Raw genomic sequence first — 23464 nt, forward strand, 5'->3', positions numbered from 1 at the left:
TTGCCGTAACTGTATCCATCCACACCGGCACAATTACAATTACGAGCGTAACGACCAATAATATACGCACAAAGGAACCTATATTTAATTTACACGACATTCACGGCTGGTGGCAACAGTGCGCGAGTTCCCAGGGCAAAACCGTAACGGGTTGTTAAGTTATGGAACATCAACACACAGATGAAAGAAAAGGCTAGGCAACAATGAAATCGCCCTAGACCGGGATGAGTCCGTGCTTACGTCCCACCCGCCACCACTGCTGCTTGTCACGCAACAGATGTAGCGACTTGCGCAATAACAATCGGGTTTGGTGAGGTTCGATCACAGCGTCGATGAACCCGCGCTCGGCGGCGATCCACGGGATCGCCATGTTGAGGTTGTAATTATCGACGAAGATCTTGCGAATCGCCTGCGCGTCCGGCGAATTTGGGTCGGGGAAGCGTTTCATCAAAAGCTGCGCAGCACCGTCAGCACCGATTACGGCGATTCTCGCAGTTGGCCAGGCAAAGTTGAGGTCGGCGGTCAGTTGCTTGGATCCCATAACCGCATACGCGCCGCCATAGGACTTGCGAACTGTGATAGTCACCTTCGGCACATCGGCTTCCACCACAGCATACAGGAACCGGCCGCCGCGCTTGATGATGCCGTTTTTCTCCTGCTCCACCCCAGGCAAGAATCCGGGTGTGTCCACCACGAAAACCAACGGGATATTGAACGCGTCGCAGAACCGGATGAACCGCGCAGCCTTATCGGAGGCTTCGTTATCAATCGCCCCAGACAGATGCATGGGCTGGTTGGCCACAACGCCAACAGTACAGCCGTCAACACGCGCATAGCCGGTGATGATGGCCTGTCCAGCTTGTGCGGCGACGTCCAAGAAATCGCCGTCGTCGAAGATCCTTAGCAGAATCTCGTGCATGTCGTAGGCTGTGTTGTCCGAATCCGGCACGATCGAGTCGAGCTCGAGGTCGTGCGCCGTGATCTCAGGCTCCAACCCGGGGTTCACAATCGGCGCTTGGTCGAAACAGTTGGGCGGGAGAAACGACAAAAAGGCCCGCACGTAGCTGAATGCAGCCGCCTCGGACTCCACCACCTGGTGGATGTTGCCGTACTTTGCCTGGGAATCGGCGCCACCCAGCTCGTCCAAGCTGACGTCCTCGCCAGTCACGTCTTTAATGACTTCAGGACCGGTGATGAACATGTAGCCCTGGTTGCGCACCGCGACTACTAGATCGGTCTGGATCGGCGAATAGACCGCACCGCCAGCACATTTACCCAAAACAACGGAGATCTGCGGCACAATTCCACTCAGCAGCTCGTGCCGACGACCCAATTCAGCGTACCACGCCAGCGAGGTGACCGCATCCTGGATGCGTGCGCCGCCGGAATCGTTGATGCCAACGATCGGGCATCCGACCATTGCGCACCACTCCATGAGCCGGGCCACCTTACGGCCGAACATCTCACCAACCGTGCCACCGAACACTGTCTGGTCGTGTGCGAACACTCCGACCGACCGGCCGTTGATGAGACCGTACCCGATGACAACACCGTCACCGTAGAGGGCGTTGGGGTCGCTCGGGGTGCGCACCAGTGCGCCGATCTCAAGAAACGTACCCGGATCGACCAGCTTGTAGATGCGGGCGCGGGCACTTGGAATGCCCTTCTTGTCGCGCTTAACGACAGCCTTCTCACCTCCGGGCTCTCTGGCTAAGTCCAGCTTTTCATGTAGCTGGGCCAGGCTCTCGGCTGTGGTCTTCGGAGTCATTTGGGAGCCTTCTGCTCAGCCTCAATCTTGTTCAATGCCTGGCTCATATGTTCGCCCACCTTGGCAATGATAGGCTCGTCGATAGCCTGGATGTGCTCGCCACCGATCGGCACCACCTCAAGATCGGAAACATACTCACCCCAGCCGCCATCCGGTTTACGGACGGCGTACCGCGGCTCGAACATGATCGCGTCGTCATGGTAGCGATCGGCCATGTACAGGGTGACATGTCCGTCATAAGACTGGATCTGGGCTGTGTCGATCGCCCGGTTGTCCAGGTACGAGGTACGTTGGTGCTCGATGATCCCGGCCGGAATCCGCACACCGCTTCGGCTGATGGCGTCCAGCACAAACCGGACCTGGCCCTCGTCGTCGAGCTCCTCCAGCTGTTCGTAAGGGATCGCCGGAACGGTGACGTTGAAGGTCTTTTCGGCAAACCGCGCGTAGCGGTCCCAGCGCTTACGGATCTCCTCCTTGGTTTGCGGGATCTCCTCGCCGGCACGCACCGCATCGATCAGCCCCACCCACGCGACGTCCTTACCAGCGCGTTTCAGCCCGATCGCACAAGCATAAGCCAGCACGCCACCCAGAGACCAACCGGCCAGAATGTAAGGCCCGTCACCCTGCATCTCAATCAGCTTCGGCATGTAGGCCGTCGCGCGCTCTTCGATCGAACCTTCAACCCGCTCGAAGCCGTACATCGGGGTATCAGCTGGCAACCGCTTGAGTAGCGGCTCATACACCACAGTCGAACCACCGGCCGGATGGAAAACGAACACCGGAATTCGCGATGAGCCCTCCACACTGCCCTCGGCCCGCGGCCGGATAGTGCGGACGAACCCATCGATCTGCCCGGCTTCCAAGTAGTTGCGCACCTTGTCAGCCAGCACCTCAATGTTCTCCGACGTCAACACATCCTCGGCGGTGATCAACCCTTCAGCGCGCTCGGAGAGCCGCTGCGCTATCTTAGTAGCAGTGCCATCGTCCAGCTTGGGTAATATATTGAAAATGCCGCCAGGGGACTTCCCAGTGACGATCGCCCAAGTAGCGAAAGTAACCCGTTCGGCAGCATCGCGCGGCGGCACGTCAGAGTTGAGCGCCTTGTCGACCGCTTCGGAGTTGAATGTTTCCGCAGCCACAGCCAGATCGTCCTGTATCCCGTTATTGGGCGGGCCTAACTGGCCAACGGGGTCGGAGGGCAGCGGAATCGACACCCCGGAGGGGGGTAACTCTTCCGATGTCACGCCGCTGAACAGCTCCGCCTGCGCCTTGGCGATCTCTTCTGACGTCTGAGTCTTCTGGTACTCGTGTAACTGCTCAACTTCGTCGCGATGCCCGATCGCGTATTCGATCAGCTTCTCGACGTTGTAAAGGCTAGCGTCACGCACCGCCGTTAACTGGATCGGCGGCAAATCAAAATCGTACTCCACACGGTTCTTGATCCGCACCGCCATCAGCGAGTCTAGACCCAGCTCGAGTAGCGGTACCTCCCACGGCAAGTCCTCGGGTTCGTACCCCATCGCCGCCGCCACAATCATGCCCAGTCGCTGGCCGATGGTCTCACCTGAGTCGGGCGACCACCTATCGATATCGGACGGCAGGTAACGGTTGGTCAGGCTGTCTGACAAAGTTTCTGCATCCGACTCCTTAGCAGGCACTGCTGCGGACACTTCAGTAGGCGCAATCGTCGCGGCGAGACCAACGGCGGTCGGCAATACCGATTCTTGAACGCCCCAGGACACCAACGCGTCGTACACCAGCGTGAAGGATTCGTCGATGCGGGCATGCACCTGAACTGAAGCGCCACCAGGGTGCCGAGCCAACGTCGTCACCAGCCGTGCACCCTCACCAGGCACCGCGCGCTGCTCGGCAGTAGTCATTTGCGGGTCCGAAAGAATTTGCGCCGCAGCAGCTTTCACCAAATCCGCGAGATCTGTCTTGGTGTCCTGCGGCGCAAATTCCCAAACGTGCCGACCGTCCGGCAATGCGACATGGTTCCCTGGCATGAGCATTGAGCTATCACCAGAGAAATGGACGTCAAGCCAATGTTCCTTGCGCTTGAATCGAGTTGGTGGAATGTCCGCGTAGTCCTCGGATCCCTTGGCACGCGTGAACAGAGTCCAGATGTCCAGGTCGTGACCATAAACGTAAAGCTGCGCCATGGTCGAGATCATCGACTCAACTTCGTCAAACTTACGGACCAGCGTCGGGATCAGCTGGGCGTCATGTAAGCCGGCCGCAGCCGTAGTCAGACCTACCTGCATCAGCGCCACCGGGTTGGGCGCCAACTCCAGGAACGTGGTGTGGCCGCTGTCGACGGCGTTACGGATGCCGTGGGTGAAGTAGACGCTGTGCCGTAGCCCTTTCTTCCAGTAATCGACGTCGTGGATCGGGTCGGCGCCAGGCTTGATATAGCTGCCCTCGTGCACCGTCGAGTAGATGCCTACCGTCGGACTCATTGGCTTGATGCCCTGCAGCTCCGCGGCAAGTTCACCGAGCAACGGATCCATCTGCTGGGTGTGGCTGGCTCCCTTAGTCTGAAACTTGCGGGCGAACTTTCCCTCAGCTTCAGCGCGGGCGATGATCGCGTTCACCTGCTCGGGCGGACCTCCGATGACGGTCTGGGTGGGTGCGGCGTAGACGCACACCTCAAGATCAGGGAAGTCAGAGAACACCGCCGTGATCTCGTCAGCGGAATATTCGACCAGTGCCATCAACCGGATGTACTCGCCGAACAGCATTGCCTCGCCCTCGCCCATCAAGTGCGAACGCGAGCAGATTGCGCGGGTAGCGTCGCGCAACAACAGCCCGCCAGCAAAGTAGGCGCAAGCGGCCTCACCCAGCGACTGGCCGACCACCGCTGCCGGTTTGGCGCCGTGGTGGCAGAGTAGCTCACCGAGTGCGATCTGGATCGCGAAGATGGTGACCTGAGTGGTTTCAATGTCGTAGTCCTTCGAGTCGTCCAAGATCAGCTCGAGCACCGAATAGCCCAACTCTTCCTGGATCAGTGCGTCGACCTTCTCGATCCACTCAGCAAAGACGTCGTTGCGCAGGTAGAGGCCCTTGCCCATTTTGCGATGCTGCGCACCGAACCCGGCTAGCACCCATACCGGGCCCCTGGGCACCGGACCGTCGACACTGAACACGTGCGGCCGCCGCTTACCCTCGACGATCGCTCGCAGACCCTCGATCGCCTCGTCATGGTCATGAGCCAGCACCACCGCGCGGGAACGACCGTGGTTGCGCCGCGACAGCGATCGACCGATCGACTCCAGCGACGACGCCCGGCCTTGCGGGCTATCCATCCAATCCGCCAGCTCGGCAGCAGCAGCTTTTTTGCGGGAGGTTAAAAATGCCGACACCACAAGCGGAATCAAGGGTGTCGTGCCTGTCTGCGCCGCAAGCTCTTCCAGGGCGGCTTGCTTGAGCTGCAGTGCCTTTTCGGTGAGGCCCGGCAGCTCGGATTCGATGTTCTCGGCCCCGGGAGCGTCGGTTATCACCTCGCCGCATTCGTCGAACCGGAGCGCGTGGCCTTCGAACGTTACTGTATGTGTCGCGCTCGCTGCGATGAGCTCGGTTTGAAACTCCGGGTGCAGCCCTTCCGTGCCCACGATGTCACGCGGCAACACTTCACGCACCACCAGATGTGCATTGACACCTCCAAAGCCAAAGCTGGACACCCCGGCCAGCGCGTAGCCACCGTAGCGTGGCCAGTCGGTCACCGTGTCAATCACCTTCAGCCGCATCGCATCGAAATCGATGTACAGACTGGGTCCGGCGAAGTTAATCGACGGCGGCAACTTGTTATGCTGCAAAGCCAACACCACCTTGGCCATGCTGGCCGCACCGGCTGCCGACTCCAGATGTCCCACATTGGTTTTCACCGCGCCCAGCAACGCCGGCCGGTTGGGAGGACGCCCCCTACCGACGACGCGGCCCAACGCCTCAGCCTCGATCGGGTCACCCAAGACAGTGCCGGTGCCGTGTGCTTCGATGTAATCAACCGTGCGTGGATCGATGCCAGCGTCCTTGTAGGCTCGGCGCAGCACATCGGCCTGCGCGTCCCGGTTGGGTGCGATCAGACCGTTGGACCTGCCATCGTGGTTGACCGCGCTGCCGGCGATCACCGCCAAAATTTGGTCGCCATCGCGGCGGGCGTCGTCCACCCGCTTGAGTACCAGCATGCCGCCGCCCTCAGAGCGAACGTATCCATCGGCGTCCGATGAGAAGGACTTGATCCGGCCATCAGGAGCTAGCACCGCACCGATCTCGTCGAAACCAAGGGTCACCATCGGAGTGATCAAGGCATTAACACCCCCGGCCACCGCGACATCGGCTTCGCCATTCCGCAGCGCCTGCACGCCCTGATGAATTGCTACGAGCGAACTTGAGCACGCGGTATCGATGGTGATTGACGGTCCGCGAAAGTCGTAAAAGTACGACACCCGGTTGGCGATGATGGAGCTGCTGGTACCAGTGATCGCATATGGGTGAGCGACCGTCGGGTCTGAGACCGCCAGAAAGCTGTAGTCGTTGGTGGAACTGCCAATGTATACGCCGACGGCCTCGCCACGTAGACTCGACGCGGGGATGCGGGCATGCTCGAGAGCCTCCCAGGTCAGCTCTAGCGCCATCCGCTGCTGCGGGTCGATGTTGTCGGCTTCGGTCTTGGCTACCGCGAAGAACTCAGAGTCAAAACCCTTGATGTCCTTCAAATAGCCACCGCGGGTACGGGCGTTGGCGACGCGCGCGGCCAGCCGTGGCTCGTCGAGGAATTCGGACCAGCGGCCCTCGGGTAGGTCAGTGATGGCGTCGCGGCCTTCCAGCAGCGCATGCCAGGTTTCCTTCGGGGAGTTCATGTCACCCGGTAGCCGCGTCGACAAGCCCACAATCGCGATGTCAACGCGCTCTGCAGGGCCTGTGCGCGACCAGTCGAAAGCGTCGGTTTTGTCGTCTGCCGTTTCTGGCTCGCCCTCGATGATCCGGGTCGCCAACGATTCAATGGTTGGATGTTGGAAAGCGACCGCGACCGATAGCGTCACGCCGGTCACTTCTTCGATATCGGCCGCCATCGCCACGGCATCCCGCGACGCCAGACCCAATTCCACCATCGGCACGGATTCGTCGATATCGTCAGGCGACTTCCCGACGGCTTTGCCCACCCAGCTGCGCAACCACTGCCGCATTTCGGGGACCGTTGTTATGCGCTCCTCCTCGCTTCGTTCTGCATCATCGTCGCCGGCACGCATATCGGTCTTCTGGGCGGGTAAGTTCTCCTGAAATCCGCCGTTCTCTTGAAACTCAACCGAGTCAGCCATGTGCGCCTTGCTCAGGATCCAGCAGCAAAGACCGCTGGGGAGCCAACGCCGCTGCGCAGACTGCCATCAATGTAGGCGGCGCGACAGGCACGGCGCCCGATCTTGCCGCTAGAGGTGCGGGGAATCGTTCCAGCCTGTACCAGCAGCACATCACGCACCGTCACCCCGTGCCCCACAGCGATGGCCGCGCGGATGTCGTCAACGATGGGCTGGCAGTCGAGCTTGTACGTGCCGGCGGCGCGTTCACCGACGATCACCAGCTGCTCGGAGATGTCCCCGGTGTTAAACTTCACGCCGGCATGCGGGTCGTCGAACACTGTCTGGGGCAACTGGTTGGCCGGCACTGAGAAGGCGGCCACATAGCCCACCCGCAACGCCTTAGTCGATTCCTGTGCCGTGCACTCCAGGTCCTGCGGGTAATGGTTGCGTCCGTCGATGATGACGAGGTCCTTGATCCGACCCACAATGTAGAGATGGTCCTTGAAGTAGGTGCCGTAGTCGCCGGTACGCGCCCACAGCGCGTCGCTGGGGGTTCCCTCGGCACGTGACTCGCTAATCCGCGATTTGAGGATATTTTTAAAAGTCTGGGCAGATTCTTCTCTCTTACCCCAATAACCGGTACCGAGGTTATTGCCATGTAGCCAAACCTCACCGATCTGCCCGTCCGGTAGTTCGCTGGCCGTGTCGGGATCGACGATAATCGCCCATTCGCTGACCCCGACCTTGCCCGCGGAGACCTGGGCAACCGCGTTCGATGCACCGGCGGCTACCTCGACGAACCGCTGGTTGTTTAGCTCATCACGGTCCACATGGATCACGGTGGGCGACTCGTCCATCGGAGTAGTCGAAACGAACAGGGTCGCCTCGGCCAGCCCGTAGGACGGCTTAACGGCGGTCTGCTTCAAACCGTACGGTGCAAACGCTTCAAAGAACTTGCGCATCGACGCCGGAGATACCGGTTCGCTGCCGTTGAGGATACCCTTGACATTGCTCAGGTCCAGTGGCGGTTCATCATCTCGGGGCAGTCCACGTATCGCGGCGTGCTCAAACGCAAAGTTCGGCGCGGCTGAAAAGGTGCCACCGGTGTCTTCGGGCTTACGCGCGAGTTCGCGGATCCAGCGACCGGGCCTACGCACAAACGCCGCGGGCGTCATAAAAGTGAAGCTGTGGCCAAGCACCGACGCGAGCAGCACAGTAATCAGACCCATGTCGTGGAAGAACGGAAGCCAACTGACCCCTCGGTCACCTTCCTGTCCTTGTAGAGCATTCAACACCTGCACCACATTGGTGGGCAAGTTCAGATGGGTGATCTGCACGCCGCTTGGAATACGGGTGGAACCCGAAGTGTACTGCAGGTAAGCGACAGTTTCCTCGTCAGCCTCGGGGTGCTCCCAGGTGGCGGCTACCTCGGTGGGCACCGCATCTACCGCGATGACGCGGAGTCGCTCCTTGGTCGAACGAGTGCGGATGAATTCGCGGACACCTTCGGCGGAGTCAGTGGTAGTCAAGATCGTCGAGGGGGTACAGTCATCGAGCACCGTGTGCAATCGGCCGACGTGCCCCGGCTCGGCCGGATCGAACAACGGCACCGCAATCCGGCCAGAGTATAGGGCGCCGAAGAAGGAGATCAGATAGTCCAGGCTCTGCGGGCACAAGATAGCGACGCGGTCGCCTGGCTGGGTGACTTGCTGCAGACGGGCCCCCACCGCACGGTTGCGAGCACTGAATTCCGACCACAGAATATCGCGCGCGACACCAGTGCGTTCAGTGGAGAAGTCCAGGAATCGATAGGCCAGCTTGTCGCCACGAACCTTTGCCCACTTTTCGACGTGACGAACCAGGTTGGTATTAGCCGGGAACCTAATCTTTCCATTCACGATGAACGGGTTGTGGTACGCCATGCGACTCTCTCCTGTAACGACACATCTCTCGGTCGGCTTCACCGACAGTTCCATCTGCGCGCGAACCAGCCTTCGCACGGCGCACATTTAGGCTTGTGCTGACCACTGCTAGTGCTAGCTTCGACTCGAACGGATCAACCACATGCTCTTAAATTCCTCTTAATGTTAAACGGCGGTGCTCAGCAGACCAAATCACAAGGTTTCGTTGATCGCGCCCACTAGCGGCCTACTTTAAGCCATGTCATCCATGTTTAGGATGCGGCGCATCCTCGATAAGCCGATGCACCCAATCCAATGCCCAAACGGTCGCGGGCAACCCGTCTAGGTTCCAGAACTGGGAAGTAGCATACATCGCATGGATCCGTTGGCCGGCGGCGCCGGCCAACGTTTTTAACGTGGCCGGTAAGTTAGCAGCGCTAAATGCCTCCGCAGGAGCAGCACAAACAAGGTCACCGAGAGCACAGATCTCATTGGTCTTGCCGTCTAGCGCGCCAAAACCACCGGGCCGCGCGCCCGTCATAGTCATGCCGAGGTTGGATAGAATCGGCACCTCGTGCAAGGTAACCTCGGCGCCCTCGCCCGGCGGATTGGGCCCGATGTCATTGCCCACCCCCGGTTGGCGACGACCATCGGCAATCAGCGTTACACCGAGCACCAGGCTATCATCGACGGGTCCGCGGCCGTTGCCAATATCGCTGGCGATGTCGCCAGCGATCACCGCGCCCTGCGAAAAACCCACCAGTATGTAACTGGTCAACGGGCAGTTTTTATTCACGTTAGTCATCTCTTGAACCAGCGCACGGGTGCCTTCTGCACGACTGTCGTTATAGGTCATCTGTTTGTCGCCACTGAGCGGATTGTGGAACTGCGCAGTGTACGGAATCGTGTACCCCTGAACTCGGGAGGCGGGAAACTGCTGGCCGATCTTCGTAGTCACGTTGCGCAGCAACGCATTCGGAAACTGCACTGGATTAAGTGGATTGTCCTGCGAAGAAGACTCCCAGGTTCCGGGGACAACGATCAACTGCACGTCGGGGCAGGACGCGTCTTGAGAGGCGGGCTGGTGCTTCCGCGGGTGAGGTGCGGTAGACGGAATAGGCAGCACGCCGGGCGGCACCGCACTAGGCGGGAGTTTGGTCCTGCGAAGCATGATCGTCACAGTCACAATAACCAGCACCACAACAGCCGCCATCGACAAAGCGGCTGTCCAGGCGAGGAGTCGATGGTGTTTACGCGGCATGTTGTTGGCCTTCTCGGCCATCGGGGTCTCCTGTTAGCAGAGTCGGTAGGTCGCTCAGAAGGCTCCGGTGCACATACAGCGGACGGTAGTAACGCACACCGCTACCCACCCGAACGCACCCACGCCGCACGGTGACGCTACGTGCGCTCTACGCTGCACCTCACCTAAACGGTACCGGGCCCCTCGTCGCACAACATATCCCACACGCTGCGGGCGCCGCTAGACGGCTTGGCTGGCGCCTCCCTAGCGAATGGCTCCGACGATATCGCCCGACATAGCAGCCAACTGCGGTGCCCACGTCCCCCAGCCATTGTCACCGTCTCCCGGAAAGTCAAAGTGACCGTTGCGTCCACCGACGTTGCGATACTGCTTATAAAATTCCCGGGAACTGCCCATCGCCGCACCAGCCTGGCCGATCATTGCAGCGTCGTCGCCCCCCGTATTCGTCGGGCTGTAGACCCACACGCGGGTGTTGTTCTCAACCAGCAGCGCGGCATGCACGTAAGGATCATGCCACTTCCACCGACCCAACTGTGGGGCACCCCACATCCCATTGCCATCGATACCGCCGAATCGCTGCAGACCAGCCAAGATTGCGCCATTGTAGTTCGTGCTCGACGGGTACACGAACCCGGACAACGCACCAGCAAAGCCGAAGCGGTCAGGGTGGAAAGCGGCCAACGCCATCGCGGCATATCCGCCCTGCGAAGCACCGGCGGCCGCGTGGCCGCCGGGCGCCAGGCCCTTGTTGGTGACCAGCCACTCAGGAAGCTCGCTGGACAGAAAGATATCCCACTGCTTGCTGCCGTCATTCTCCCAGTCGGTGTACATGCTGTAAGCGCCGCCGGCGGGCGCCACTACCGAAATACCCTTGCCGGCCAACGTGTTCATCGCATTGCCCACAGTCACCCAATTGCTCACATCAGGCGCTGCGTTGAAGGCATCAAGCAAGTACACCGCGTGCGGCCCACCGGCCATGAAAGCGACCGGAATACCACGACCCATCGCTGCCGACGGCACCATCAAGGATTCATAACCCGCAGCCTTGACGTTGCCAGTGGTTCCCGCCAGCATTGACACAGCACCTACCCCCACTGCCAGTGCAACAACACAGAGCACCCGCAGACACAGAACCGATGACAGACCCCGCATGCCTACCTCCATCGCCGTCGCTGTGTGCACGCTATCCAGGGCATAACGAACCCATGCCCGCAGGGTAGTGCACCACACCACACTTGTTGGAGCTGCCTGGAAATAGCTAACGGTGGCGACCACGAAAGGTGACCACCGTGAGGCGGGATTGGCTAGGTGCCCTGAGTGGCCTCACCGCCAGTGTTAGGCACGGCACTCAAATGCTGCTGCAGGTCAGGCTTCATGGCGTTGAGCTGCTCGCCCCAATACTCCCAGCTGTGCGTCCCATTGTCCGGGAAGTTGAATACGGCGTTGTGGCCGCCACCTGCGTTGTACGCATCCTGAAACTTGATGTTGCTGGTACGCACGAAACCTTCGAGGAACTTGGCGGGTAGGTTATTGCCGCCCAATTCCGTAGGCTTGCCGTTGCCGCAGTACACCCAGATGCGGGTATTGTTGGCGATCAAAGCACCAATGTTCACCGTCGCGTCGTTACGTTTCCACGCCGGGTCTTCCTTCGGGCCCCACATGTCCGTGGCCTTGTAGCCACCGGCGTCACCCATAGCCAGGCCGATCAACGAGGGGCTCATTGCATTGGAGGGGTCCAGCAAGCCCGACATGGCGCCAGCGTAGATAAACTGCTGAGAATGGTAGATCGCCAGCGTCAGCGCCGACGACCCGGCCATCGAAAGACCGACCACCGCGCTGCCAGTCGGCTTGACCTGCTTGTTATTCTGCAGGTACTGCGGCAGCTCGCTGGTCAGAAAGGTCTCCCACTTGTAGGTCTGACAGCCGGCCTTGCCGCAAGCCGGGCTGTACCAGTCACTGTAGAAGCTGGACTGTCCGCCGACCGGCATTACTACCGAAAGGCCCGACTGGTAGTACCATTCGAAAACGGGAGTGTTGATGTCCCAGCCACTGAAATCGTCCTGCGCGCGCAACCCATCTAGCAGGTACAGTGCGGGCGAGTTGACACCTCCGTTTTGGAACTGGACCTTGATGTCGCGGTCCATCCCCACCGACGGAACCTTCAGATACTCTACCGGCAGTCCCGACCGCGAGAACGCCCCCGCGGTTGCCGAGTCGACGACGCCGATCAGACCCGACAGCAGAGCCGCTCCTACGGCCCCAACCGCGAGTCGACGTGGCATACCCGCCACAGCGCGTCGAAACCTCTCAAACAACTTCATTCTTGCTTCCTCATCATCCTTTACATGCATTGTTACGTTTTGACACATCCTTAAATTTAGAGAGAACTGCATACGCTAGACTCTGCAGTGCCCGTTTAGTCAACCACAACTTAAGGCATTCGCTGGCATCGAACGAATTGCTCAAACCGCTATCCGGAGGCTATATTTCGATGATTTTCACATCAAACGCAGCCCTGGAAACAGCATTTCTGCACGTGTCTGACGGGTACCACCGCGCAGTTGAGGGCTAAATTGTGATTTTGCTGTCAGTATTTGCAGGATCGGTCCTATGGCTGCGCAGATTTCATGCCATCTGAGACGGCACAGCGGCCGAAATTGGCTGACTTCACCTCACTCGCGAGTCGTCTAAGCCGAGTGCTCATTCGTGTGGGGTAGCGGAGGGCGCGTCGGGTACTGGAAGCCCACACCTGGCGAGCTCATAGAGCGGAACACGGTCAATCCGGTACTGAGTGAACTCAAACGAATTCAACAGGTTGGAGATGAACCGATGCGGGGTCATCGGGGCGCGCACCGAGTTCAGCACCGCCTGAGTCCCGGAACATTGCAAGGCCACTGTCGCTTGCGCAACCCATGTCTGGTCGAGATAGCCGGGAATGCCCGGGTACCGCTTCACCCATGGGCCGTCGGCGATAACCCAGTCCGGGAAAAGGTTCTTGTCATGCCCGATCCGACCGCGTTGCAGTCGTTCGGTGTGTTGCGCCAGTGGATTCGCCAACCCGATTTGGTCGATCACCCGGACATCAAGTCCGACGTTCATCCCAAGCATACCGAGGTTAGTGAAAAACACCGTGTGCTGGGGCTTTTGCGACACTGCACTGCCCAGAGGATTTCCCGGCGCAGGTAGCGATGGCTGAATCATCGGCACAATATCCCACTGAATGTAGTTGCCAGACGGTAGCAACAACGCACCGTCAGGGGTGTTGTTGAGCGCTACCAGGACCGCAGCCATCCGCGGATAATCCAGATAGTCGGCCGCGGTCAACGGATGGGCGTGGCCGGTAGCTTGCGCGTAGAAACGTCGCTCGTCGACGATCCCCGAGTAGCTAACATGGGTGGCATCATCACCCATCCCCGGCGAGTTGGTTGCCCACAGCGACCAGCCTGCGATCCCCAGCCACAGTAGGCCGGCCACACCAACCAGCCAATGGCGGGTCTGTCGCGAGAAGTCCGCCCTGTCAGGAAGCGCCACCGAGATTACCATCACCGGAGCCAGCAAACAAAATATCGGCGCCAACAACACTCTTCCGTGCATAAAGTCGCCACCTTGCCGGATCCAGTACAATGCCTGCAAAAATCCGCTGGCGACGACGAAAACCACAACAGCTGGCGGACTTTGTATCGCCCGAGTCACCTGGCCGTAGTTGTGGGCCTCCATAGAGCACACAAATGATGACCGACGACGAATCGGCATTAGCAACAACCCCAATGGCACTAAGAGCACCACCGGCATCCACAATGCGTAAGGCTGGTTAAAATTCGATAAATAGATCATCCCCTGGGACCACTTGTTACCCGCTGCGTCCTTGGCCAGAGCGGTACCCGGTACCAGCAGGCCATAGTAGCCCATCCGGAATATCTGGTAGATAACCGGCAGAAATCCTCCAGCGACCGCGATCAGCGCGCGGAGCCGCCAGGTCCAGGCCGCGATCATCAGCATAATAAGCGCAAGCCCGCCCATCAACGCCAATTCGGGACGTACCAGAACACTGCACCCCGCCATGAAGGCCAATGCGCCGATGAATCCCCGGCTTTGCGGACGATTACGATTCTGCAGCAGCTGCCCCCAACAGACCATCATCCACCACAACAGCCCCAGATACGCCAACACCAGGCCGCTCTCCAAGCCGGATGTGGCGAAGTCCCGCGCTGGCGGCAGCGCAATGTAAACTAGCGCTCCGGCGGGCAGCACGATCGCCTGACGGCCACGCAAACTAGGTGCATACAATCGGCCTGTACCCAGCATCAGTAGCACAACGCCGAGTACAGAAAGCACTAGAGCCGCGGCCAATGCCACATACTCCAAACGCATCGGCCCGGCGACCCAGCTCCCCACATACAGCAGATAAGTCCATGCCGTGGAGGTGTTGGCCTCCACCCGTTCACCTTGATTGAATACCGGTCCATTGCCAGCCAACAGATTGCGCACGGTGCGCAAGATGATCAGCCCGTCATCAGCGATCCAACGTCGTTGCCAGGCCCCCCAACCAAACAGCACAGCCATAACCACGACGCTGACCCACAGGCTGACCCGGGCTACCACATGGTACGGAAACAGAGGCCAACCGACCTTCCTGATCACCGGCCTGCGCCAAATCATCGACCCATTGGAGCCCTTTGGGTCCGTGAAGCCGGTCAGATCGATATTAGCCGAAGGCAACAGCGGCACCAATTGTTCCGACCCACGTCAGTGCCAGCAACTGTAGCACCCGATCACGGAGCGCGATGTCTTCGGGTTCCCCGGCCAGCCCGCCGTCAACATCTACCGCGTAACGCAAGATCGCGATAGTGAACGGGACCATCGACACCGCAAACCAGGACCCCGAGTGACGGTCACGTTCGAAGGCCCACAACCCATAACACATAACCACCGCGGTGGCCGACAACGTCCAAACGAACCGCAAGTAGGTGCTAGTATAGCTTTCCAGCGATTTGCGGATTGCCGCGCCGGTGCGTTCGGCCAACTGCAGCTCTGCGTATCGCTTACCGGCTACCATGAATAGCGATCCAAACGCCGCAGTCAGCAAAAACCACTGTGACAGTGAGATGTTGGTGGCCACACCGCCAGCGATGGCTCGGACCAAATACGCCGACGACACTATGCAGATATCGACCACGGCTTGGTGTTTAAGACCAAAGCAGTAGCCCAACTGCATACCAATGTAGATCGCCATGACTAGCGTCAGATTTGGGGTCAGTAGCCAGGCAATGATCAGGGAAGCCACCCCCAGCACCGCTGCGAGGGTGTAGGCCAGCCACGTGGGAACCACACCGGCCGCTATCGGCCGGAACCTCTTGGTCGGGTGCTCTCGGTCCGCCTTAATGTCGCGCACGTCGTTGATCAAGTACACTGACGAGGCTGCCAGGCTAAACACTACGAAGGCCAGCGACACGTCGGCCAGCAGTTCGGCATACTTATAGTGCATGCCGCCGCCCAATCCGGCCACCGGCGCGGCCAAAACCAGTACATTCTTCACCCACTGCCGCGGACGAATCGCCCGAGCCACCCCGGTGACCAGGTTCCCTGGAGGCCCAATCAGCACATCTTCACTCATTTGGCCGCACCTCCCGCCGTGCTGGGGCCGGAGTGGGTCGGCCATTTGCGTAACAACCAGCTTTCAAAACGAGCGGTAGTGCCTGCAATCGCAGCACTGAGCACGACGTCGAAGGCCACATCGCTGGGATAGTGCACCCCCAGCGCTATCCGCGACAACACCATCGGAGCCACCAGCACCGCGGCGGCTATTGTTTTGGTCAGTCCGCTGGCCCGGCCGATTAAGATGGCCGCGGCTGTGGTCGAAGTTACATGCGCCGACGGAAAGCTCAGCTGAGTGGGTACGTCAAAATTCACCGCGATGGCTGGATGGCTCGGCCGGGTACGCTGGACCATCCGTTTGATCAGCACGGCGACTCCATGTGCGACGAACGTCCCAGCTCCAGCCACTAACCAGTCCCGGCGGCGGCACGGCACCAGGATGGCGCCGAGCAATGATGCCACCAGCCAGCCGATGCTGTGTTCTCCGAAATGCGACATTCCTCGCGTCATCGGCAACACACCGGTGCGGTGAACCAATGCCGACTGTACGGCCACCACCACTGCCAGTTCACCAGTAGGCGCCTCAAAAAGAGGTGCTTCAGGCATGCTCGGAGGCTTGGGTGGTGGGGAGGTCTGCGGCCGGGAACAACGCCGTCTCCCACTTCTGCTTGCTAGACAACACCGGCAAGGCGTCACGGTAGATCTTGCGCATCTCGTCGAACCGGCGCGCCAGCTGCCGCTGACGACGCAGCGAGGAAAACAGCAACGAGAACATCTTGGCCCGGTCACGCTGCCGGTAGACCACGCCGCACCCGTCGGCGGTAGTGACGGTGACCCCGTCAACCACACATAGTCGAAACCAGCGCGCATCCTGAGTTGGCACGTTAAATTCCGGACGTTGGTGGCAGTCGGGGTCAGCCACGGTGAGGTTGTGGAATATCCCACGCGCCAGTCGATAGCCGATGGACAATGGGTTCACCGGCGGTTTCGTAACCTTGTTCTTGTGCACCGGAGGCGGCAATTCGGTTGCTGTCGACAGAACAACCGCGTCGGGGTACTCCTTGCGCATGCGGTGTACTTGCGGCAGCGCCGATTCCAAAATCGAGAAGATGTGTTCCGGGCCGGCCAGGAAGTCATCAATGGCCTTGTTCTGGATTGCCACCGTTGAATATTCAAGACAAGCAAGGTGTTTCAGCGTCGCCTTCAGGTGACTGCGAACCAAGCCGGTAACATCGCCGTCCCAGTGTATAGCTGCGACCACCAACCGGTTGCGCAAATGGAAATAGGCCTGCCAGTCGATGGCGTCGTCTTTGTCACTCCAGGCCATATGCCAGATCGCTGCGCCGGGCAGTGTGACCGTCGGGTAGCCGTGCTCGGCGGCCCGCAGACCGTAGTCGGCATCATCCCATTTGATGAACAGTGGCAGTGGCTGCCCCAGTTCTTCGGCGACTTGCCGCGGGATCATACACGTCCACCAGCCATTATAGTCAACGTCGATGCGCCGGTGCAGCAGCTTGCTTTTGTCTTCTTTGTCGTTCAACGGATATTCAGCGAAATCGTGATCGTACTCGGTGTGCGGCGCAGCGGTCCACATGAAGTTCGACCTATCCACCACTTCGCCCATGATGTGCAGGTGCGACGGCTCCTGCAGGTTGAGCATCTGGCCGCCCACCAGCATTGGGCTCTTAGCGAAGCGGTGCATCGCTAATACCCGCAAAATCGAGTCCGGCTCAATGCGGATGTCGTCATCCATGAACAGGATCTGTTGACAGTCAGTGTTTTTCAACGCCTCATACATCACTCGGCTATAGCCTCCGGATCCGCCCAGGTTGGGCTGATCGTGAATGGAGAGCCGATCGCCAAGCCGGGCAGCCGCAGCCGAAAAGTCCGGATGATCGCGTACCTTGCGGACGCCTTGATCAGGCACGATCACCGCACCGATCACCTCGTCCACCAATGGGTCGGCGGTGAGTTCAGCTAACGCGTTGGCACAGGCTGCGGGCCGATTGAAGGTCGGGATACCGACCGCAATGTTGGCCTTGCCTGGAACCGGTCTGGTGGCATACCAGCCGCCGCTACACAGAGTAACCCTGGTGTCGGTGGTGATGTCGAACCAAATCCAGCCGCCGTCTTCGAACGGCTGCAGTCCCACCTCAACCTCCACGACTTGAGCCTTGCTGGGGTCACTCTCGACACTGGTGAACTCGCGGCTTTCAACGAAGATTCGCGCTCCGGTAGCCTTGGTGCGATAGACGTCGACGCGTCCAGCTCCGGTTACTTCGACCCGCAGCACCACCGACTCGCAGGTCGTCCAGCGGCGCCAATAGCTGGCCGGGAACGCATTAAAGTACGTGGCGAACGACACCTCGGACTCTGCGCCGATCTGCAGCACAGTGCGGCTCGGCGCATGCGCGCGCCGGGCATTGGTGGTTGACTCCTCGAGATACAGCTTACGGACATCGAGAGGTTCACCCGGACGCGGCAGAATGACGCGGGCCAGCAGGCTCACGGCGGTCATTACGCGTCGCCCTCCCACCCAGTAACCACTGATGCAGGCCGTGCAGCAACCGCAGCTCCCGCTGATTCCTGCCATAAGGGATCACCATCACGCAGGTGCGGCGCAAGGATGTTATCGTACATGTTCAGCGCGCTAGCAATAGCCATATGCATATCCAGATATTGGTAGGTGCCCAATCGCCCCCCGAACAGGACCCTTGACGACGCGGTTTCGGACTTAACCCTGGCTCGATAGGCGGTCAACATAGCGCGGTCAGCCTCGGTGTTGATGGGATAGTAGGGCTCATCGTCGTACTCGGCAAAGCGGGAGTATTCCCGCATGATCACCGTCTTATCGGTCGGATAGTCGCGCTCGAGGTGGAAGTGGCGGAACTCATGGATGCGCGTAAAAGGCACATCAAGGTCGTTGTAGTTCATCACCGGCGCACCCTGAAAGTCGCCAATCGGTAGCACTTCCATCTCGAAGTCCAGGGTGCGCCAGCCGAGACGGCCCTCCGCGTAGTCGAAGTAACGATCCAGCGGACCGGTGTACACAACCGGGGCTCCCGGGCTGTCAGCACGCAACTGATCGGCGACTTCGAACCAGTCGGTGTCAAGTCGCACCTTGATACGGTCGTCGGCGGCCATCTTCGTACACCATGCCGTGTAACCGTCGACCGGCAAGCCCTCATAAGTGTCGCTGAAGTATCGATTGTCAAAGGTGTATCGCACTGGTAGCCGACTAATGACGGCGGCCGGAAGTTTGGCGGGATCGGTCTGCCACTGTTTTGCTGTGTACCCCTTCACGAACGCCTCGTAGAGTGGTCGGCCAATCAACGAGATCGCTTTCTCTTCGAGGTTCTCCGCGTCTGCCGTATCTATTTCAGCGGCCTGTTCGGCGATCAGCTGTCGCGCTTCGTCGGGAGTGAAACACCGACCGAAGAACTGCGACACCAAGCCGAGTCCCATCGGGAACTGGTATACCTGCCCCTTGTGCATCGCGAAAACCCGGTGTCGGTAGTCGGTGAACTCGGTGAATTGCCGCACGTAGTCCCATACCCTCTTATTAGAGGTATGGAACAAGTGGGCACCGTACTTGTGGACTTCAATGCCGGTCTGCGGCTCGGCTTCTGAATAGGCGTTGCCACCGATGTGCGGGCGTTTCTCGACAATAAGGACGCGCTTATCCAGCCGGGTCGCCACGCGTTCGGCAATTGTCAGGCCGAAAAACCCCGAGCCAACAACGAGGAGATCGAAACGAGCGGTCATCGGTTGCCTAGGGTATCTGACTTTTTGGACATAACCCCATTTGACGGCTCGAGTTGGTCGTGATTCAACCGGCCCGGAACAGCTAACGGCGGCGGTAATCGCGGGGCGAACTCAAGATCGCAATTACCTCACGATTCGATATAACCACTCTGGCAACACTGGCCACACTCGTATCATCAATCAGACGAGGCTAATCCTGCACACTCGAGAACGTCGAAGGCAGGCAAGCCCGACAACACAAGCAGTCCAGATTGAGGAGACTTCCGTGCCGAACCGACGCCGACGCAAGCTCTCGACAGTCATAAACGCAGTCGCCGCCCTGGCAGTCGCGAGTCCTTGCGCATACTTCCTCGTTTACGAATCGACCACCGGCGCCAAACCCATACCCGAGCACCATGAATTCAAACAAGCGGCAGCAATTGCCGACCTGTCCGGAGAGGTGATGTCCGCGCTCTTCCAGGGACTGTCGCAGTTTGGAATCAACATGCCGTCAGTGCCTGCGCTAACTGGCACCGGCGATGCTGGCAACGGCTTGAGCACTCCCAATTCGATCAATCCAGGATTAGGAACACCCAGACTCACCGCACCGGACCTGAACCCGGGCGCCGACGACACCTATCCAATACTCTGCGATCCCTCCACGTTAGGCGGGCTATCGCCGACCAGCCCAAGCGGTATTGGCAACAACAGCACCGGCGGTGGTGGGATCGTCGATGACGTGATGCAAGTCGCGAACCAGCTGGGCACCAACCAGGTCATGGACCTAATCAAGGATGTGTTGATGCCAGCAATCGCGCAGGGCGTGCAGAACAGCAACGCAGCCAATAACGTGTCGAGCGCAGTAACGCCGCCCGCTACGTCACTGGTGCCTGTCACATAGCAACCCTAAAAACCGCACCGTAGAGTTGCATTTGACCCAATGGCCAAACAAACCTGCCTCAGCAAATAAACCTCTGCGGTGACGTCGAACAGGATTTCGGCAAGTTTCGAGACACGGATACCGTACTGCCTCATGGATAACAATAAAAACACACGTAACATTGACTGGTGCCATTCCGCAGCTTGACGGTGTCACTCACCGCTATCGCGACAACGATCGTCATCGTCTCGTGGATCGCGGATCCGACACACGAAAGCGCTCCCGCTTTCCCACCAATTCGCGACACCCAATTCACCGAGAAGCCACTGATCGGGCTCGGCAGAGGTGCCACGATTCACGAACTCACCCAGGACACCCCGTTTTCATTGGTCGCATTGACCGGTGACCTGACCGGCACCTCTACCCGTGTACGCGCACAACGCCCCGACGGCTCGTGGGGGCCCTGGTACCAGACTGAACATGAGACCGCCCCACCCGACCCGGCAGCCTATGATGCGTCGAACCGGTCGACCGAAGGCCACCGCAGCACAGATCCGGTATTCATCGGCAGCACCAGAACCGTGCAGATTGCAATCACCCGTCCTACCGATGCGCCAATGAACCAGCTACGAAGTGCTGAACCGGAAAGACTGTATAAGCCCAATAAACATGACCTAAGCTATAAGCCGGTCACCACGGAACTGCCCCTAAGGCCGAACACCCAGAACATCTCCGCAATCCTAATTTCGCTGCCGCACGCGCCGGCCCGAACGCAATCGACAATGCCGTCCGAGGTACTTATACCGGGCCAGGCGCCCAACATCATCAGCCGCGCTGAATGGGGAGCCGACGAGTCGCTACGATGCGGTACTCCACAGTACGATAACGGGGTTCACGCCGCAGTCGTGCACCACACTGCGGGCAGCAATGATTATTCACCGTTGGAATCGACCGAGATCGTCAAGGCTATCTACACCTACCACAGCAAGACGCTGGGCTGGTGTGACATCGCCTACAACGCACTGGTCGATAAATACGGCCAGGTATTTGAGGGCAGCGCCGGGGGGCTCACTAAAGCAGTTGAAGCTTTCCACACTGGTGGTTTCAATCGCAGCACCTGGGGTGTAGCCATGATTGGCAACTTTGACGACGTAGCGCCAACACCGATCCAGATCCGAACTGTGGGCCGACTACTCGGCTGGCGCTTAGGCCTGGACGGCGTCGACCCTAAAGGGATGGTAGCACTGGAATCGGCGGGAAGCCACTACACTCTCTTTCCGGCTGGTGCCACCGCGACCTTGCCCGCCATCTTCACCCATCGCGACGTCAGCAACACCGACTGCCCGGGCAACATCGCCTATGCACTGACGGATGAAATCCGGGACATTGCTTCGCATTTCAACGATCCGCCAGAGGAGTTGGTAAAAGCACTTGAGGGCGGCGCGATCTACGAACACTGGCAAGCGATCGGCGGCATGAACAGCGTCCTGGGCGCACCGACCGCACCAGAGGCGAGTGCCGAGGGTGCGGCCCGCTATGTCACCTTCGCCAAGGGCGCGATGTACTGGTCGCCCGAGATTGGTGCTGAGCCAGTAACCGGTGCGATCTACGCTGCCTGGGCCTCACTGAGTTACGAACGTGGTCCGCTCGGGCTGCCAACTAGCGCGGAGATACAAGAGCCGCTGCAGATCACGCAGAACTTCCAGCATGGAACGTTGAACTTCGAGCGGTTGACCGGCAACCTAACCCAAGTTGTCGACGGGATCTCGACGCCGCTGGCAACACAGATCCTCAACGAACCAGCGGTATCGACCGAGCATTTCTCGCTGCCAACGTATCGGGCGCCCTAACGTGGCTATTGTCGCGTGGCGACGATACTCTAAGAAATCGCGGTGTTCATCAGCAAGAGGCTTCGACAACACCTCTCGCAGAGGTTAGCGCAACCAGCGTTCCAACACCCAGGCAACACCGTCATTGGTGTTGGGAGCAGTAATCTCGTCGGCAGCAGCCAGCACGTCGGGATGCGAGTTACCCATCGCCACGCCATGACCTGCCCGTAACAGCATCAGAACGTCGTTCGGCATGTCACCGAAAGCCGCCACGTTGCCGTCACCGATCCCTAGCGGCCGGCCGACCTTTTCGACACCAGCGGCCTTGTTGATTCCCAACGGCAAGATCTCCACTAGCCCATTGTTGGTGGAATAGGTGATGTCACCCGCGATCCCGACATGTTTAGCCAGTTCGGCAGCCATATCCGCACTACGAGCACCGGCCTTGCGGATCAGCAACTTGATAGCTGGAACACTAAACAGATCTTCGACCGACACCTCTGTGTTGTCCGAGTTGAGCCACGTATGGTCATAACCCACTGAGCTGACAAACTGTGGGGTCGTGCTGTCATGGGCGCTATCACCTAAACGCTCGACAGCCAGACCAACATCAGGGATGACACGCGTTGCGATCTCGACCAGCTCACCCAATATGTCGACAGCCAGCGTGCACGCCGACACCACTCTATCGGTCGCAGGGTCGTAGATCACGGCCCCGTTGGCACATACCGCCATCGGCGGGAAACCAAGTGCGTCGACAACCGGCCGCACCCTACGCGGCGGGCGGCCAGTGGCCAAGACGAAATGCGCTCCACCGGCCACGGTGGAGCGCACTGCGTCGCGGGTACGCGAGGTTACGGTTTCATGCTCATCGAGCAACGTGCCGTCGATATCGCAGGCGATGAGTGTTGGCTGGATCGGCGGTGGAGTGGGCCTAGTCAGATTGGTCACTGCGACGTCACCGAAACGAGCTGCTCTCACAGCCAGATCGAAATGGCCAGCGTGAGCCACTTTGGCTCTTCTGGCCCGATGGCGTCACACCATCGGTCCCGTACTTTCGAACCCAGCCTTGCAGTTCAGCCAAATGGATCACCAGAGAGTCTTCCTGAGTCCGCGTGCTGCCACCCAGCCGTCACAGTACCCAATGCATCGCCCATGCGATGCGGATAGTGTTCCTGCGTCAGGTATA

Annotated in this window: 14 protein-coding genes; 2 read left to right on the top strand and 12 right to left on the bottom strand. The window is 59.5% G+C overall.

Going from position 1 to position 23464, the window contains the following annotated elements:
• Positions 1-214: 214 nt before the first annotated feature.
• The 11 genes from MUBE_RS00490 to glf form a co-directional block, all read right to left on the bottom strand.
• Entirely contained in the window at positions 215-1768 is a 1554-nt protein-coding gene (locus MUBE_RS00490; protein WP_116539054.1) for an acyl-CoA carboxylase subunit beta, read from the bottom strand.
• Complete coding sequence (pks13, locus tag MUBE_RS00495; RefSeq protein WP_133297006.1) at positions 1765-7086, bottom strand: polyketide synthase Pks13; 5322 nt, start codon at positions 7084-7086, stop codon at positions 1765-1767. The genes MUBE_RS00490 and pks13 overlap by 4 nt, the downstream gene beginning before the upstream one ends.
• 11 nt (positions 7087-7097) lie before the next feature.
• Positions 7098-8987, bottom strand: a complete 1890-nt coding sequence (gene fadD32 / locus MUBE_RS00500) for a long-chain-fatty-acid--AMP ligase FadD32 (RefSeq protein WP_165849617.1) — start codon at positions 8985-8987, stop codon at positions 7098-7100.
• Positions 8988-9228: 241 nt separating this feature from the next.
• The gene (culp6, locus tag MUBE_RS00505) at positions 9229-10248 is read right to left on the bottom strand and encodes a carboxylesterase Culp6 (RefSeq protein ID WP_116539055.1); all 1020 of its coding nucleotides are present in this window, start codon (positions 10246-10248) and stop codon (positions 9229-9231) included.
• 222 nt (positions 10249-10470) lie between these two features.
• Positions 10471-11379, bottom strand: a complete 909-nt coding sequence (locus MUBE_RS00510; RefSeq protein ID WP_116539281.1) for an alpha/beta hydrolase-fold protein — start codon at positions 11377-11379, stop codon at positions 10471-10473.
• A gap of 152 nt (positions 11380-11531) precedes the next feature.
• On the bottom strand, positions 11532-12548 hold the full coding sequence (ag85A, locus tag MUBE_RS00515; RefSeq protein ID WP_116539056.1) for a diacylglycerol acyltransferase/mycolyltransferase Ag85A: 1017 nt from the start codon (positions 12546-12548) through the stop codon (positions 11532-11534).
• A gap of 379 nt (positions 12549-12927) precedes the next feature.
• Entirely contained in the window at positions 12928-14958 is a 2031-nt protein-coding gene (aftB, locus tag MUBE_RS00520; protein WP_207801617.1) for a terminal beta-(1->2)-arabinofuranosyltransferase, read from the bottom strand.
• Positions 14933-15841 (bottom strand): decaprenyl-phosphate phosphoribosyltransferase, encoded by a 909-nt coding sequence (locus MUBE_RS00525; protein WP_116539057.1) that lies wholly within the window; start codon positions 15839-15841, stop codon positions 14933-14935. The genes aftB and MUBE_RS00525 overlap by 26 nt, the downstream gene beginning before the upstream one ends.
• A complete protein-coding gene (locus MUBE_RS00530) occupies positions 15838-16428 on the bottom strand; it encodes a phosphatase PAP2 family protein (protein WP_116539058.1) in 591 nt (196 codons plus the stop codon). The genes MUBE_RS00525 and MUBE_RS00530 overlap by 4 nt, the downstream gene beginning before the upstream one ends.
• Positions 16421-18340 (bottom strand): glycosyltransferase, encoded by a 1920-nt coding sequence (locus MUBE_RS00535; RefSeq protein ID WP_116539059.1) that lies wholly within the window; start codon positions 18338-18340, stop codon positions 16421-16423. The genes MUBE_RS00530 and MUBE_RS00535 overlap by 8 nt, the downstream gene beginning before the upstream one ends.
• On the bottom strand, positions 18340-19587 hold the full coding sequence (glf, locus tag MUBE_RS00540; protein ID WP_116539060.1) for a UDP-galactopyranose mutase: 1248 nt from the start codon (positions 19585-19587) through the stop codon (positions 18340-18342). Before glf ends, MUBE_RS00535 begins: the two co-directional genes overlap by 1 nt.
• A 265-nt stretch (positions 19588-19852) precedes the next feature.
• Between glf and MUBE_RS00545 the strand changes: the two genes are divergently transcribed.
• A complete protein-coding gene (locus MUBE_RS00545) occupies positions 19853-20467 on the top strand; it encodes a hypothetical protein (RefSeq protein ID WP_116539061.1) in 615 nt (204 codons plus the stop codon).
• 167 nt (positions 20468-20634) lie between these two features.
• Entirely contained in the window at positions 20635-22296 is a 1662-nt protein-coding gene (locus MUBE_RS00550; protein WP_424399001.1) for an N-acetylmuramoyl-L-alanine amidase, read from the top strand.
• 84 nt (positions 22297-22380) lie between these two features.
• Here MUBE_RS00550 and MUBE_RS00555 read toward each other — a convergent pair whose 3' ends face one another.
• Positions 22381-23217, bottom strand: a complete 837-nt coding sequence (locus tag MUBE_RS00555; RefSeq protein WP_424399008.1) for an HAD family hydrolase — start codon at positions 23215-23217, stop codon at positions 22381-22383.
• Positions 23218-23464: the final 247 nt, after the last annotated feature.

Source organism: Mycobacterium uberis (assembly GCF_003408705.1).
In the GTDB taxonomy this organism is placed as follows: Bacteria; Actinomycetota; Actinomycetes; order Mycobacteriales; family Mycobacteriaceae; genus Mycobacterium; species Mycobacterium uberis.

Bases quoted from the DNA above. Each gene is read 5' to 3' on its own strand.
- MUBE_RS00490 (WP_116539054.1), bottom strand. From the start codon at position 1,768: ATGACTCCGAAGACCACAGCCGAGAGCCTGGCCCAGCTACATGAAAAG.
- pks13 (WP_133297006.1), bottom strand. From the start codon at position 7,086: ATGGCTGACTCGGTTGAGTTTCAAGAGAACGGCGGATTTCAGGAGAAC.
- fadD32 (WP_165849617.1), bottom strand. From the start codon at position 8,987: ATGGCGTACCACAACCCGTTCATCGTGAATGGAAAGATTAGGTTCCCG.
- culp6 (WP_116539055.1), bottom strand. From the start codon at position 10,248: ATGGCCGAGAAGGCCAACAACATGCCGCGTAAACACCATCGACTCCTC.
- MUBE_RS00510 (WP_116539281.1), bottom strand. From the start codon at position 11,379: ATGCGGGGTCTGTCATCGGTTCTGTGTCTGCGGGTGCTCTGTGTTGTT.
- ag85A (WP_116539056.1), bottom strand. From the start codon at position 12,548: ATGAAGTTGTTTGAGAGGTTTCGACGCGCTGTGGCGGGTATGCCACGT.
- MUBE_RS00525 (WP_116539057.1), bottom strand. From the start codon at position 15,841: ATGAGTGAAGATGTGCTGATTGGGCCTCCAGGGAACCTGGTCACCGGG.
- MUBE_RS00530 (WP_116539058.1), bottom strand. From the start codon at position 16,428: ATGCCTGAAGCACCTCTTTTTGAGGCGCCTACTGGTGAACTGGCAGTG.
- MUBE_RS00535 (WP_116539059.1), bottom strand. From the start codon at position 18,340: ATGACCGCCGTGAGCCTGCTGGCCCGCGTCATTCTGCCGCGTCCGGGT.
- glf (WP_116539060.1), bottom strand. From the start codon at position 19,587: ATGACCGCTCGTTTCGATCTCCTCGTTGTTGGCTCGGGGTTTTTCGGC.